The sequence below is a fragment of the Streptomyces sp. NPDC047061 genome, assembly GCF_040643955.1.
GTDB lineage: Bacteria > Actinomycetota > Actinomycetes > Streptomycetales > Streptomycetaceae > Streptomyces.
Genome location: NZ_JBEYVI010000003.1, coordinates 366289 through 379388, shown reverse-complemented (window position 1 = coordinate 379388; position 13100 = coordinate 366289). Strand labels below are relative to the sequence as shown.

At 69.7% G+C, this 13100-nt stretch carries 13 protein-coding genes; 9 read left to right on the top strand and 4 right to left on the bottom strand.

Translation table 11 applies throughout. The annotated features are described in order from the left end of the window. The first annotated feature begins 192 nt into the window (after positions 1–192). The 7 genes from ABZ887_RS07770 (at position 193) to ABZ887_RS07740 (ending at position 7544) form a co-directional block, all read left to right on the top strand. Positions 193–1017 carry an NAD(P)-dependent oxidoreductase gene (locus ABZ887_RS07770; RefSeq protein WP_361284215.1) on the top strand — a complete coding sequence of 275 codons (825 nt, stop codon included), beginning with the start codon at positions 193–195 and terminating at the stop codon, positions 1015–1017. 245 nt (positions 1018–1262) lie between these two features. Then, positions 1263–2033 (top strand): DeoR/GlpR family DNA-binding transcription regulator, encoded by a 771-nt coding sequence (locus tag ABZ887_RS07765; protein ID WP_361284212.1) that lies wholly within the window; start codon positions 1263–1265, stop codon positions 2031–2033. A gap of 131 nt (positions 2034–2164) precedes the next feature. Further along, positions 2165–3535, top strand: coding sequence for a sugar ABC transporter substrate-binding protein (locus ABZ887_RS07760; protein WP_361284209.1), 1371 nt, complete (start codon positions 2165–2167; stop codon positions 3533–3535). Continuing rightward, positions 3532–4473, top strand: coding sequence for a sugar ABC transporter permease (locus ABZ887_RS07755; RefSeq protein ID WP_351705429.1), 942 nt, complete (start codon positions 3532–3534; stop codon positions 4471–4473). The genes ABZ887_RS07760 and ABZ887_RS07755 overlap by 4 nt, the downstream gene beginning before the upstream one ends. Next, positions 4470–5306 carry a carbohydrate ABC transporter permease gene (locus ABZ887_RS07750; protein WP_361284205.1) on the top strand — a complete coding sequence of 279 codons (837 nt, stop codon included), beginning with the start codon at positions 4470–4472 and terminating at the stop codon, positions 5304–5306. The genes ABZ887_RS07755 and ABZ887_RS07750 overlap by 4 nt, the downstream gene beginning before the upstream one ends. Next, positions 5303–6292, top strand: coding sequence for a zinc-dependent alcohol dehydrogenase family protein (locus ABZ887_RS07745; protein ID WP_361284202.1), 990 nt, complete (start codon positions 5303–5305; stop codon positions 6290–6292). The genes ABZ887_RS07750 and ABZ887_RS07745 overlap by 4 nt, the downstream gene beginning before the upstream one ends. A 52-nt stretch (positions 6293–6344) precedes the next feature. Next, entirely contained in the window at positions 6345–7544 is a 1200-nt protein-coding gene (locus ABZ887_RS07740) for a TerD family protein (protein WP_361284199.1), read from the top strand. 34 nt (positions 7545–7578) lie between these two features. Here the strand turns inward: ABZ887_RS07740 and ABZ887_RS07735 are convergent, their stop codons facing one another. Then, the gene (locus ABZ887_RS07735) at positions 7579–8145 is read right to left on the bottom strand and encodes a helix-turn-helix domain-containing protein (RefSeq protein WP_361284196.1); all 567 of its coding nucleotides are present in this window, start codon (positions 8143–8145) and stop codon (positions 7579–7581) included. 152 nt (positions 8146–8297) lie between these two features. Here ABZ887_RS07735 and ABZ887_RS07730 point away from each other — a divergent pair, with 152 nt between their 5' ends. Further along, the gene (locus tag ABZ887_RS07730; RefSeq protein ID WP_361284193.1) at positions 8298–9746 is read left to right on the top strand and encodes an MFS transporter; all 1449 of its coding nucleotides are present in this window, start codon (positions 8298–8300) and stop codon (positions 9744–9746) included. Positions 9747–9943: 197 nt separating this feature from the next. Here ABZ887_RS07730 and ABZ887_RS07725 read toward each other — a convergent pair whose 3' ends face one another. Then, the gene (locus ABZ887_RS07725) at positions 9944–10951 is read right to left on the bottom strand and encodes a 1-aminocyclopropane-1-carboxylate deaminase (RefSeq protein WP_361284190.1); all 1008 of its coding nucleotides are present in this window, start codon (positions 10949–10951) and stop codon (positions 9944–9946) included. A gap of 22 nt (positions 10952–10973) precedes the next feature. Further along, positions 10974–11630 (bottom strand): GntR family transcriptional regulator, encoded by a 657-nt coding sequence (locus ABZ887_RS07720; protein ID WP_361284187.1) that lies wholly within the window; start codon positions 11628–11630, stop codon positions 10974–10976. Positions 11631–11851: 221 nt separating this feature from the next. On the opposite strand from ABZ887_RS07720, the gene ABZ887_RS07715 reads away from it, so the two are divergent. Beyond that, positions 11852–11989 (top strand): hypothetical protein, encoded by a 138-nt coding sequence (locus tag ABZ887_RS07715; protein WP_361284184.1) that lies wholly within the window; start codon positions 11852–11854, stop codon positions 11987–11989. A 74-nt stretch (positions 11990–12063) separates the two neighbouring features. Here ABZ887_RS07715 and ABZ887_RS07710 read toward each other — a convergent pair whose 3' ends face one another. Continuing rightward, a complete protein-coding gene (locus ABZ887_RS07710; RefSeq protein ID WP_361284181.1) occupies positions 12064–13041 on the bottom strand; it encodes an LAGLIDADG family homing endonuclease in 978 nt (325 codons plus the stop codon). Positions 13042–13100: the final 59 nt, after the last annotated feature.

Below are 13100 nucleotides of genomic sequence, written 5' to 3'. Positions count from 1 at the left end.
GCGTCTATATTCATGAACGTGACCACGTTACGAGGCCGCCTCCGGGCGGGTCAAGGCGACAAACGACCAACAGTCGAGCGGATTCCCGCACTCCACGGCACACTTGACTCGGCACGTCGCACCTCCCTAGCGTGTCCATGAATGTGAATGTCATACACGGACGCGACCAGCACTGATCCAAGGAGACCGTGGATGCCCACTCCCCGCACGCTACTGCTCACCGGTGCCGCCGGCGGACTCGGCACCCTGATGCGGTCACTGCTCCCGGAGTACGGCTACGAGCTGCGCCTGTTCGACGTGCGGCCGGTCGACGGCGAACCGGACGCGATCACCGCCGATCTCGGCGACACGGCGGCGCTGCGCGAGGCGGTCCGGGGCGTGGACGCGGTCCTGCACCTCGCGGGGATCTCCCTGGAGGCGCCCTTCGAGAAGATCCTCCGCTCGAACATCGAGGGCACCTACAACCTGTACGAGGCCGCCCGCGAGGCGGGTGTGCCGCGGATCGTGTTCGCCTCCTCCAACCACGCCGTCGGCTTCACCCCGGCGCCCCGCGCGGGCACACCTCTTGATTCAGGAGTGCTGATCCCGGTCGGCACCCCGCACCGCCCGGACACCTTCTACGGCCTGTCCAAGGCGTTCGGCGAGGACCTCGCCCAGCTGTACTGGGACAAGCACGGCCTGGAGACGGTCTCCGTCCGCATCGGCTCCTGCTTCGCGGAGCCGGCCGACGTGCGGATGCTCTCGGTGTGGATGAGCCCCGCGGACGGCGCCCGCCTCTTCCACGCGGCCCTGACCGCCGAGGAGGTCGGCCACACCGTCGTCTACGGCTCCTCCGCCAACACCAGGCTGTGGTGGGACCTCAGCACCGCGCGGGCGCTCGGCTACGAGCCGCAGGACGACTCCGAACAGTTCGCCGGGAAGCTGATCGCCGAGCACGGCGAGCTGGACCCGGAGAAGCCGGCCCACACCCACCTCGGCGGCCGTTTCGTCGACGACCCGCCGATCTGGCCGTACTGAAAACCACCCCTCACGACAGCGGACGGGCACCGAACGGGCCCGTCCGCTTCGCATTCGGGCACGGATCATGCCCGATCTCACGTCACCCACAGCAGCGCCCCAGGTCCGAGACGGGCACGCCCGAGCACAATCGGGCGTACACGGGCAGCATCGGGTTGGCAACAGGCCTGGTCAGGGCCGTGCGCCGGAGGTACAACTTCCCCCATGGCCCGAACGGGCAGCTCCACAGGGAAGTGGGTGACGGTATGACCACCAGGACGGCGGAAGAGCGCCAGCGCGAGATCGTGCGGGCCGCCCGGACCACCGGTTCCGTGGACGTCACCGAGCTCGCCGCCGAAATGGGCGTGGCCAAGGAGACCATCCGGCGCGATCTGCGCGCCCTGGAGGACCACGGGCTGGTGCGGCGCACCCACGGCGGCGCCTACCCGGTGGAGAGCGCCGGTTTCGAGACCACGCTCGCGTTCCGGTCGACCAGCCATGTCCCGGAGAAGCGCCGGATCGCGTCCGCCGCCGCCGAGCTGCTCGGCGACGCCGAGACCGTCTTCGTCGACGAGGGCTTCACCCCCCAGCTCATCGCCGAGGCGCTGCCCGGGGACCGGCCGCTGACCGTGGTCACCGCGTCCCTGCCGGTGGCCGGCGCGCTCGCGGAGGCCGAGAACGTCTCCGTCCTGCTGCTCGGCGGCCGGGTCCGCTCCGGCACCCTCGCCACCGTCGACCACTGGACGACGAAGATGCTCGCCGGCTTCGTCGTCGACCTCGCCTACATCGGCGCCAACGGCATCTCCCGCGAGCACGGCCTGACCACCCCCGACCCGGCGGTCAGCGAGGTGAAGGCGCAGGCGATCCGGGCCGCGCGCCGCACCGTGTTCGCCGGCGTGCACACCAAGTTCGGGGCGGTCAGCTTCTGCCGGTTCGCGGAGATCGGCGAGCTGGAGACCATCGTCACCAGCACCCTGCTGCCCGCCTCCGAGGCCCACCGCTACACGCTCCAGGGTCCCCAGGTCCTCCGCGTCTGACCCCCCGAGAACAGCCACCGAGAACAGCCACCACGAACAGTCCCCGAGCCGCAGCACTCCACGCCCGCGTGGATCCGTTATATCCGCATAAGTTCCCCAGATCTCCCCATCAGTTTCTCCAGGAGCACCCCATGCGAACCCAGAGCCGACGAACGCCCCGCACCCTGTTCGCGGTGGCCGCCGCAGGAACGCTGACCACCTCGCTGCTCGCCGGCTGCTCGGGCGCCGGCGCCGGCGGTGGTTCCTCCGCCCACTCCATCAACGTCCTGATGGTGAACAACCCGCAGATGGTCGAACTGCAGAAGCTCACCGCGGCCAACTTCACCAAGGACACCGGGATCAAGGTGAACTTCACCGTGCTGCCCGAGAACGACGTCCGCGACAAGATCAGCCAGGACTTCGCCAACCAGGCCGGCCAGTACGACGTCGCCACCCTCTCCAACTACGAGATCCCGATCTACGCCAAGAACAACTGGCTGGAGCCGATGGACTCGTACGTCAAGAAGGACACCGCCTTCGACCAGCAGGACATCCTCAAGCCGATGCAGCAGGCCCTCACCGCGGCCGACGGCAAGCTCTACGGCGAGCCCTTCTACGGCGAGTCGTCCTTCCTGATGTACCGCAAGGACGTCTTCCAGAAGAAGGGCCTGACCATGCCGGCCCACCCCACCTGGCAGCAGGTGGCCGACCTGGCCGCCGAGGTGGACGGCGCGGAGCCCGGCATGAAGGGCATCTGCCTGCGCGGGCTGCCCGGCTGGGGCGAGATGCTGGCGCCGCTGACCACGGTCGTCAACACCATGGGCGGCACCTGGTTCGACAAGGACTGGAAGGCCCAGCTGGACGCCCCCGAGTTCAAGAAGGCCACGCAGTTCTACGTCGACCTGGTCCGCAAGCACGGCGAGGCCGGCGCCGCCCAGTCCGGCTTCGCCGAGTGCCTGAACGACACGACCCAGGGCAAGACGGCGATGTGGTACGACGCCACCTCGGGCGCGGGTTCGCTGGAGGCCACCGGCTCCCCGGTGAAGGGCAAGATGGGCTACGTCCCGGCGCCGGTCGACAAGACCGACAGCTCCGGCTGGCTCTACACCTGGGCGTGGGGCATCCAGAAGGCGTCCAAGAACCCCGACGACGCCTGGAAGTTCATCTCGTGGGCGTCCAGCAAGGGCTACGAGAACCTGGTGGGCGAGAAGGCGGGCTGGGCCAACGTGCCGGCCGGCAAGCGCACCTCGACGTACGACATCCCGCAGTACCGCAAGGAGGCGGCCGCCTTCGCGGACGTCACCCGGGACGCCATCGCCAGTGCCAAGCCGAACGACCCGGGTGTGCAGCCGCGGCCCGCGCCCGGCATCCAGTTCGTCGACATCCCCGAGTTCACCGACCTGGGCACCAAGGTCTCCCAGGAGATCAGCTCCGCCGTGGCCGGCCAGCAGTCCGTGGACGACGCGCTGAAGAAGGCACAGAAGCTCGCCGAGGCCGTCGGCAAGAAGTACGAGGGATCATGACCGCCACCGCCTCCCCCCGGGTCGCCGCCGCCACCGCGCGGCCGGCGCCCCGGCCCCCGTCCGACCGTCTGCGGGCCTGGGCCACCCGGGCCCCGCTGCTGCCCGCCCTGGTCTTCATGATCGTGGTGACCCAGCTGCCGTTCGTGGCGACCGTGGTGATCTCGTTCTTCGACTGGAACGCGCTCTATCCGAAGGACCGCCACTTCACCGGCATCGACAACTACCGCCAGGTCCTGACCGACCCGGACCTGCGCCACTCGGTGTGGACCACGGTCCTGCTGACGGTCACGGTGGTGCTGGTCAGCCTGGTCCTGGGACTGGTGGTGGCGCTGCTGCTCAACCGGAAGTTCCGCGGCCGGGGCGTGGTCCGCACGCTGATGATCGCCCCGTTCCTGATCGTCCCGGTCGCGGCGGCGCTGCTCTGGAAGCACGTCCTCTACAACCCCGAGTACGGCCTGCTCAACGGCCTGCTGCACTACGTCGGCGGGCCCCAGCCGGACTGGATCTCGGACAACCCGCTGATCGCGGTCGAGGCCGCCCTGGTGTGGCAGTGGACGCCGTTCATGATGCTGATCCTGCTGGCCGGGCTGCAGAGCCGGGACCAGCAGCAGCTGGAGGCGGCCCGGGTGGACGGGGCGAGCGACTGGCAGATCTTCCGCTACCTGACCCTCCCGCATCTGCGCCGGTACCTGGAACTCGGCGGGCTGCTGGGCTCGATCTACATCGTGCAGAACTTCGACGCGGTCTTCACGATCACCTCCGGCGGCCTGGGCACCGCCAACCTCCCCTACACCGTCTACCAGAGCTTCTACCAGGCGCACGAGAACGGCCTCGCCTCGGCCGCGGGCGTCGTGGTGGTCATCGGCTCGATCATCATCGCGACCTTCGCCCTGCGTGTGGTGTCGTCGCTGTTCCGCGAGGAGGTGTCCCGCGCATGAGCACCGCCCTGAACGTCGTACGGCGTAACGGACTCGGGCTGGTCGCGTGGCTGACCGGGATCGTGTTCTTCCTGCCCATCGCCTGGATGGCGCTGACGTCCTTCCACTCCGAGGCGGACGCGGCGACCAACCCGCCGTCCTTCACCGCCGGCCTCACCCTGGACAGCTACCGCGAGTTCTTCGGCGTCGGCGGCGGGGCGAGCCCGTGGCCCGCGCTGATCAACTCGGCGATGGCGTCGGTGGTCTCGACGCTCTTCGTCCTCCTGCTGGCCTTCCCGGCGGCCTACGCGCTGTCGATCCGCCGGGTGCGGAAGTGGACGGACGTGCTGTTCTTCTTCCTCTCCACGAAAATGCTGCCGGCCGTGGCGGGCCTGCTGCCGATCTACCTCTTCGCGAAGAACGCCGGGATGCTCGACAACATCTGGCTCCTGGTCATCCTGTACACCTCCATGAACCTGCCGATCGCGGTGTGGATGATGCAGTCCTTCCTCGCCGAGGTCCCGGTCGAGGTCATCGAGGCCGCGCGGGTGGACGGGGCCCGGCTGCCGACGATCCTCGCGCGCGTGGTCGCCCCCATCTCCCTGCCCGGCGTCGCCGCCACCGCGCTGATCTGCTTCATCTTCAGCTGGAACGAACTGCTCTTCGCGCGCGTGCTGACGGGCGTGGTCGCCGAGACCGCCCCCGTCTTCCTGACCGGCTTCATCACCAGCCAGGGCCTGTTCCTGGCGAAGGTGTGCGCCGCGTCGCTCGTCGTCTCCCTGCCGGTGCTCGCCGCGGGGTTCACCGCCCAGGACAAACTGGTCCAGGGCCTGTCCTTGGGAGCCGTCAAATGAAGGCCGCCGTCATCGAGTCCGTGGGCCGTGCCGTCGTCACCGAGGTCCCCGACCCGACACCGGGCCCCCGCGAGGTCGTCGTGGAGGTGGCCGCCTGCGGCCTGTGCGGCACGGACCTGCACATCCTCCAGGGCGAGTTCGCCCCCAAGCTGCCGATCGTGCCGGGCCACGAGTTCGCCGGCGAGGTGGTCGGCGTCGGCTCCCAGGTGACCGAGGTGGCGATCGGCGACCGGGTCGCGGTCGACCCGTCGCTGTACTGCCACGAGTGCCGGCAGTGCCGCAGCGGCCACAACAACCTCTGCGAGCGGTGGGCCGCGATCGGCGTGACCGTGCCGGGCGGCGCCGCGCAGTACGCGCTCGCCCCGGTGGCCAACTGCGTGAAGCTCCCCGAGCACGTCCGCACCCAGGACGCGGCCCTGATCGAGCCCCTGTCCTGCGCGGTACGCGGCTACGACATCCTCCAGTCCCGCCTCGGCGCGCACGTGCTCGTCTACGGCTCCGGGACCATGGGCCTGATGATGCTGGAGCTGGCGAAGCGGACCGGCGCGGCGAGCGTGGACGTGGTCGACCTGAACCCGGCCCGCCTGGAGACCGCGCGGCGGCTCGGGGTCTCCGGCTCCGCCGCGAACGCGGACGAGCTGGACCGTCCGCGGGGCTGGGACGTGGTGATCGACGCGACCGGCAACGCGGCGGCGATCCAGGACGGCCTGGAGCGGGTCGCCAAGGCGGGCACGTTCCTCCAGTTCGGCGTCGCCGACTACGCGACCCGGGTAACGATCGACCCGTACCGCATCTACAACCAGGAGATCACCATCACCGGCTCCATGGCCGTGCTGCACAGCTACGAGCGGGCGGCCGAGCTGTTCGCGAACGGTGTCCTGGACCCGGACGTCTTCATCAGCGACCGCCTCCCGCTGGACAGCTATCCGCAGGCGCTGGAGCAGTTCGCGGCGGGCGTGGGACGGAAGATCGTGGTGGTGCCGTAGAAGTTTAAGGGAACGGTAAAGAGAGGTCGTTCGTTCACCCGGCATGACAGCTATGACCCCTGGCTCGAACATCCCTCTCCCCGCCCCCCGGGTGGCGGTGGACGTCGCCGCCCCGGTGCGGCTCGACGTGTCGGGCCTGCTGCTCACGGGCGACGGCAAGGTGCGCTCCGACGACGACTTCATCTTCTACAACCAGCCGAACGGGCCGGGTGTGACGTACCGCTCCGGCGGCGGTACGTCCCCGGACGCGATCATCGTCGACACGGCCGCCGTACCGCCCGGGATCGAGAAGATCGTCGTCACCGCGAGCCCCGACGCCGCGGGCCAGACCTTCCAGGGCATCGAGCCGACGGCGACGATCCGCAACGCGGACGACGGCTCGGTGCTGGCCACCTTCACCCCGCCGCAGCTGGGCCCGGAGACGGCCCTGGTGGTCGTGGAGATCTATCTGCGGGGCGGCGCGTGGAAGGCCCGCGCGGTCGGCCAGGGGTACGCGAACGGACTGGCCGGTATCGCGACGGACTTCGGCGTGTCGGTGGAGGAACCGGCCCCCGCTCCGGCGGCCCCGGTGGCCCGGCCGGCCGCCCCGGTCGCCCAGCCGACGGCCCCGGTCGCCCAGCCCGCACCCCCCGCGGCTCCGCCGGCCGCGCCCGCGCCGCCCGCCCCCGGCACCGGGAAGATCAACCTCGACAAGGGCCGGGTCAGCCTCCAGAAGAACCAGACCGTGTCCCTGGTCAAGGGCGGCCGGCCGCTGCTCTCGCAGGTCAAGATGGGTCTCGGCTGGGAGCCGGCGTTCCGCGGCAAGGACATCGACCTGGACGCCTCGGTCATCGCGTACGGCCCGCAGCGCAACCACGTCGACAGCTGCTACTTCGGCAAGCTGTCCATCCTGAACGGCGCGATCAAGCACTCCGGCGACAACCTCACCGGCGAGGGCGGTGGCGACGACGAGGTGATCGTGGTCGACCTCGGCCGGATCCCCCCGGAGGTCACCGGCCTGGTCTTCACGGTGAACTCGTTCTCCGGCCAGAAGTTCACCGAGGTCGCCAAGGCCTACTGCCGCCTCCTGGACGCCGCGAGCGGCGAGGAACTGGCCCGCTTCGACCTGACGAGCGCCGAGGCGCAGACGGGCGTGATGATGGCGAAGCTGATCCGCCAGTTCTCCGGCGAGTGGGACATGACGGCGATGGGCTCGTTCGTGAAGGCCCGGACGGTACGGAACATGGTGAAGCCGGGGGCGGAGGCGCTCTGACCCGAGTCCGGTGACGGGTGTGCGGCCGTGGGCGCTACGGCCGCAGCCCCTCCGTGAGCAGTGACAGATAGCGCCGGATCTCCTTGCCCTGCCCGTCGGCCAGTTCCGAGGCTGTGGCCAGTCCGTGCGCCAGGCGCAGGATCTCGATCGGCTCGATGTCGGGGCGCAGGGTGCCCTCCGCCTTCGCCGCGTCGACGAGGCGGGTCGCCGCGCCGCGGACCGTCTCACCGCAGGCCGCGACCGTGGCCGAACTGCCGTCCGTGACCGCGGAACCCAGCAGGGCCTTCAGGCCGCGCACCTGGATGGTGGCGACGCACAGTTCGTGCAGCCACTCGGTCAGCGCCGCGCCCGGCGGAAGCTCCGCGCCGATCTCGTCGGCCTTCGCCGCCAGCCCCTCCAGCCGGTCCACGAAGGCGGCCTCCAGCAGCGCCTGCCGGGTCGGGAAGTGCCGGTAGAGCGTGCCGGAGCCGACGCCCGCCCGTTTGGCGATGTCGTCGAGGGACGCGTTCTCCCCCTGCTCGGCGAAGGCCTCGACGGCGACCTCCAGCAGTCGCTCGTAGTTGCGGCGAGCGTCCGCGCGCATGGGCCTGACCTGCGTCATCCAGTTACTCCTTGCGAACCGGGGACTCTCTCCGTATCTTATCGAAGACTAAACGGAGACAGTCCCCGCTTACCGTCGCGCGCTCCACGGGCAGTCCGTCTGCCCGTACTTCACCATGCCCGCCGCGGGGACGCACAGACCGGGAGAACCTCATGTCCGCCCCGTCCAGCCCGTCCGCCCCGTCCACCGACGCCGGCACCCCGCCGGACTCCCCGCACCCCGCGAAGCTCGGCTCCGCCCTCCTCGTCATCGTCACCGCCTACATGATGGTCGGCGTCGACTCCACGGTCGTCAACGTCGCGCTGCCCGACATCCAGCAGGGCCTGGGGTTCAGCCGGACCGGTCTGTCCTGGGTGCTCAACGCCTACACCCTCGCCTTCGGCGGCCTGCTGCTGCTCGGCGGGCGGGTCGGCGACATCGCGGGCCGCCGTCGTACGCTCGGCGCCGGGGCGCTGCTGTTCGCACTGTCCTCGCTGCTCGGCGGGGTCGCCGCGGAGGGCGGCTGGCTGCTCGCGGCACGCGCGCTGCAGGGCGTCGGCGCCGCGCTGATCGCCCCCAGCACCCTGGCCCTGATCACCACCAACTTCCCCGAGGGCCCGCGCCGGCACCACGCGCTGAGCGTCTACTCGTCCGTGGCCGGCCTCGGCGGCTCCGCCGGCCTGGTCCTGGGCGGCATGCTCACGTCGTGGGCGTCCTGGCGCTGGGCCCTGCTCATCAACGTGCCCATCGGCATCGCCCTGTTCGTGGCCCTGCCCCGGTTCGTCGCCGAGGCCCCGCGGCACGCGGGCCGCTTCGACCTCGCGGGCGCGCTGACCGGGACGGCCGGGATGACCTCGCTGGTCTACGCGTTCATCCGGGTGTCGGAGGAGGGCTGGACCGACGCCCGGTCCCTGCTCGGCTTCGGTTGCGCCGTCGCACTGCTCCTCGGCTTCACGCTGATCGAGTCCCGGGCCGGTCAGCCGATCATGCCGCTGCGGCTGTTCGGCGACCGGGACCGGGCGGGCGGCTATCTCACCCTCATGCTGCTGCCCGCGGGCATGTTCGGCGCCTTCTACTTCCTCACCCTGATCTGCCAGCAGGTCCTGGAGTACAGCCCGTTGCGCGCCGGGTTAGCGTTCCTGCCCACGACCCTGGCCATGTTCACGATGGTGCGGCTGCTGCCGAAGCTGCTGGCCCGCTTCGGCACCAAGCCGGTACTGCTGACCGGCATCACCCTGCTGATCGCCGCCGGCGGCTGGCTGTGGCGGCTGCGGCCCGGCGACGGCTACGCCGCCGGGCTGCTCGGTCCGCTGCTGCTGCTCGGCGTGGGCGTCGGCCTGAGCTTCATGCCGCTCAACGCGACGATCCTCGCCCGTATCGAGCCCCGGGAGGCAGGTGCCGCGTCCGGGCTGCTGCAGACGCTGCAGTGGCTCGGCGGCACCGTCGGACTCGCCGTCCTGGTCACGGTGTACGGCACGGCGACCAGGCACGCGACCGGCACGCCGGCGGGGATCCTCACCCATGGCGCGGCGCGTGCCTTCGGCATCGGCGCGGTGGTCGCGGCGGCCGCGCTGCTGGTGGCGGCGTTCGTGATCACGGGTCCGCGGCGACAGGGGGCCTAGGCGATCGCTGTCGGCTGCGGGTGCGTGGGGGCTGGTCGCGCCCACGCGGCGGCAGCCGCAAATCAGCTACAGCCCCGCGCCCCTTTCAGGGGCGTCACGCGCAGCGCCCCTTCAGGGGCGCGGGGAACTGCGCGACCGGCCACGACGGCGCCGCGGCCGACAACCGGCGCGCACCGGCAGGACGATCGTCAGACCGCCTAGAACAGAGCGCTGTACGCGTTCAGTGCCGGCTGTCCGCCCAGGTGGGCGTAGAGCACTGTCGAATCCGCGCCGATCTCGCCCCGCTCCACCAGGTCCACCATCCCCGCCATCGACTTGCCCTCGTACACCGGGTCGGTGACCATGCCCTCGGTGCGGGCGGCGAGGCGCATCGCCGCCAGGGTGGTGTCGTCCGGGATGCCGTAGATCCCCGCGTGGTAGCGGTCGTCCAGCTCCACGGTCAACTCGCCCTTGACCCCGATGAGTTCGCCGGTGCGCCGGGCGATCCGGGCGACCTGTTCGCGGGTCTCGGCGGGCTTGGCCGAGGCGTCTATGCCGATGACCCGGCGCTCGCGGCCGCCCGCCTCCTGCAGGGCGCCGAACCCGGCGACCATGCCGGCCTGCGTCGACCCGGTCACCGAGCAGACCACGACCGTGTCGAAGAAGACCCCCAACTGCCGCTCTTGCTCGGCGACTTCGTACGCCCAGTTGGCGAAGCCGAGGCCGCCGAGCGGGTGGTCGGAGGCGCCGGCCGGGATGGCGTACGGCTTGCCGCCCGACTCCTCGACCTCGCGCAGCGCCAGTTCCCAGCTCTCCTTGAACCCGATCCCGAACCCGGCGCGCACGAGACGTACGTCGGCTCCCGCGAGCCTGCTGATGAGAATGTTGCCGACCTTGTCGTACACGGAGTCCGGCCACTCCACCCAGCTCTCCTGCACCAGCACGCACTTGAGTCCGGCGCGGGCGGCCACCGCGGCGACCTGGCGGGTGTGGTTGGACTGCACCCCGCCGATGGAGACGAGGGTGTCGCAGCCCTTGGCGAGCGCGTCCGCGACCAGGTACTCCAGCTTGCGCGTCTTGTTCCCGCCGTACGCGATCCCGGAGTTGCAGTCCTCCCGCTTGGCCCACAGCGCGGCGCCGCCGAGGTGGGCGGTGAGGCGCTCCAGGGGGTGCACGGGCGACGGGCCGAAGAGGAGGGGGTAACGGTCGTAGGCGGAGAGGGACATGGGCTGCCTCCTGGTGGCGTGGTCAGTCGGTGGTGTCGGCGTCGGCCAGGTCGGACAGGGTGCGCCAGATGTCGGCGGTGACCTGGACCGCCGCCTCCGGGTCGCCGGCCGCGCACGCCTCGATGAGCCGTTCGTGCAGCCCGGGCGAGCGGCAGGAGCCGCCCTCGCCGAAGCGGCGGCGCTCCAGGCGGCGGATGAGCGGGGTGTAGCGGGCGACGGTGGCGGCGGCCGCGCGGTTGCCGGCCACCCGGACCAGGACGTCGTGCAGTTCGTCGTCGGCGCGCAGAGCCTCGTCGACGTCGCCCGCCTGCACGGCGGCGGCGAAGCGGACGTTGGACACGCGCATCTCGTCCAGGTCCGCGTCCCGCAGCCGGGGTACGGCGGCCCGGGTGACCAGCTCGTGCATGGCGCCGACCACGGCCGCCGCGTCCCGCACCTCGGCCGCCACGACCGGGGTGACCCGGGTGTAGCTCTGCGGCTTGCTCTCCAGGAGCCCCTCGTCGACGAGGCGCGCGAACGCCTCCCGTACGGGCGCCCGGGACAGCCCGAGCCGCTCCGCGAGTTCGGCGTCACGCACCACCGCGCCGGGTTCGATCTCCCCGGCCACGATGGCGTCCCGGATCGCGGCGTAGGCGCGGTCGCGGAGCAGGGTGCGGGGGACGGGTCGTAGGGCTTGCATAACTGAAATGTTAGATGTCAGTTTCTGCACAGGCAAGGGTCAGTGGGGGAGCCATCACCTCGACCGCAAACCAGCCGGAGGAGCTGGTGGCGCGATGTCTGCTATCGTCCAGTCACGCCTACTTCTTGTTCGCGGTTTGATCTTCACCTCCATGCCTGGTGCGCAGAGCTTCGCAAGCTCCTCCTGATCTCAGACATGAGGGCCTCCTTCAACACATCTGGATGGCACTCGTGCTCGAAGTTCACGTCAAAGCCTCGGGGTACGTGGCATACCTCATCGTCATGCTGATCGCAGCCGCGTTCTGCTGCCGCAAGGCCCTTTCCAAGGCGATCCTCAAGTGGATTGGCGTCCGGAAGTAACCAATCGCCCACACATAGCATCAAGGTGAAACGCCACTGAACGCCCTTCCGTAGTAGTGCTTCCGGAAGGGCGTTCAGCCAGCACCTAGAACAAGGCCGTCCACCAAGAACAGGCCAGAAGAACCCACCGTGACGCCGTACACAGGTCGGGCACCGGCCGAGGAGACGTTCTTCACCCGGTCCAGGGCCACCGATTCGTCATATCCGTGCATTTCGCTGCTTGCTGGAGAAACGTGCCCGACAGCGTTCACCAGTTCCTTCAACCTGCTTGCCTTGTACCCGATACGAAGATCCAGCATCCCCGCAAGACGGACGATCGCAATGGCCCGCGAAACCTCCACAATGTGGATCGGCCGCCGACTCGCGACTACGTAGCCGTTGACCGTGTGGCCCCGCTTCTGCTGCCGCTGATTAACGCGAACTCTGTTGACGATCCCAAACCGCATGAGTGCATCGGACACTTGCCTCGCCAGTACAGGCGATACGGTGGCGAACTCGACGGAGCCATGCAGAGTACCCTTCGGATTCACTCGCTGACGAACACAACCGTCGGTGTCAATCAGTCCCGAAAGACAGCCAACCCAGAAGTCGCGACTCAGCCGTAGGTCAGGAAGTTGTTTTTCGTCGCACCGCTGGCCCCACACACCGAAGCGACGAAGGCGGTCCGTAAGCGGATTGCGATGGCCCCGCCTGAACGGGAAGCGAAGACGCACGATCGTTCCCTGTGGGATCTCCCGTACGCCGCACTCGTTTTCTGCCGCGAACTCACGCATGAACTGCACGGCGCCATCCAGTGGATCACCATGGAATTCAGGGGTGCAGGACGTCATACCCCCGTCGCCGAGCATGGCGCCGACGAAATGTCCTTCGCGAGCCCGCCCCTCGGTCCCAAAGTAAGCAGCAGCCAATGAGAGCGGTACTCGATCACCCGGCATCAGAATTTCCGTTGTTTTCCATTCCCACGCCTGTCGCCCAGTCCGCCTTTGCGTCATCCACCGCTGATCAAGTGCGGATTCGATCACTCTGCCGGAGGTGAAGCCGATACGGCGCACTTCGCGTACTGTGCCGCCGGACCACACGCTGGGAAATACTGGAACTGTCTCGCCAACAG

Coding starts and splice junctions, on each gene's coding strand:
- ABZ887_RS07715 (WP_361284184.1), top strand. CDS start 11,852: ATGGCACTCGTGCTCGAAGTTCACGTCAAAGCCTCGGGGTACGTGGCA.
- ABZ887_RS07765 (WP_361284212.1), top strand. CDS start 1,263: ATGACCACCAGGACGGCGGAAGAGCGCCAGCGCGAGATCGTGCGGGCC.
- ABZ887_RS07725 (WP_361284190.1), bottom strand. CDS start 10,951: ATGTCCCTCTCCGCCTACGACCGTTACCCCCTCCTCTTCGGCCCGTCG.
- ABZ887_RS07735 (WP_361284196.1), bottom strand. CDS start 8,145: ATGACGCAGGTCAGGCCCATGCGCGCGGACGCTCGCCGCAACTACGAG.
- ABZ887_RS07770 (WP_361284215.1), top strand. CDS start 193: ATGCCCACTCCCCGCACGCTACTGCTCACCGGTGCCGCCGGCGGACTC.
- ABZ887_RS07745 (WP_361284202.1), top strand. CDS start 5,303: ATGAAGGCCGCCGTCATCGAGTCCGTGGGCCGTGCCGTCGTCACCGAG.
- ABZ887_RS07750 (WP_361284205.1), top strand. CDS start 4,470: ATGAGCACCGCCCTGAACGTCGTACGGCGTAACGGACTCGGGCTGGTC.
- ABZ887_RS07740 (WP_361284199.1), top strand. CDS start 6,345: ATGACCCCTGGCTCGAACATCCCTCTCCCCGCCCCCCGGGTGGCGGTG.
- ABZ887_RS07755 (WP_351705429.1), top strand. CDS start 3,532: ATGACCGCCACCGCCTCCCCCCGGGTCGCCGCCGCCACCGCGCGGCCG.
- ABZ887_RS07720 (WP_361284187.1), bottom strand. CDS start 11,630: ATGCAAGCCCTACGACCCGTCCCCCGCACCCTGCTCCGCGACCGCGCC.
- ABZ887_RS07760 (WP_361284209.1), top strand. CDS start 2,165: ATGCGAACCCAGAGCCGACGAACGCCCCGCACCCTGTTCGCGGTGGCC.
- ABZ887_RS07730 (WP_361284193.1), top strand. CDS start 8,298: ATGTCCGCCCCGTCCAGCCCGTCCGCCCCGTCCACCGACGCCGGCACC.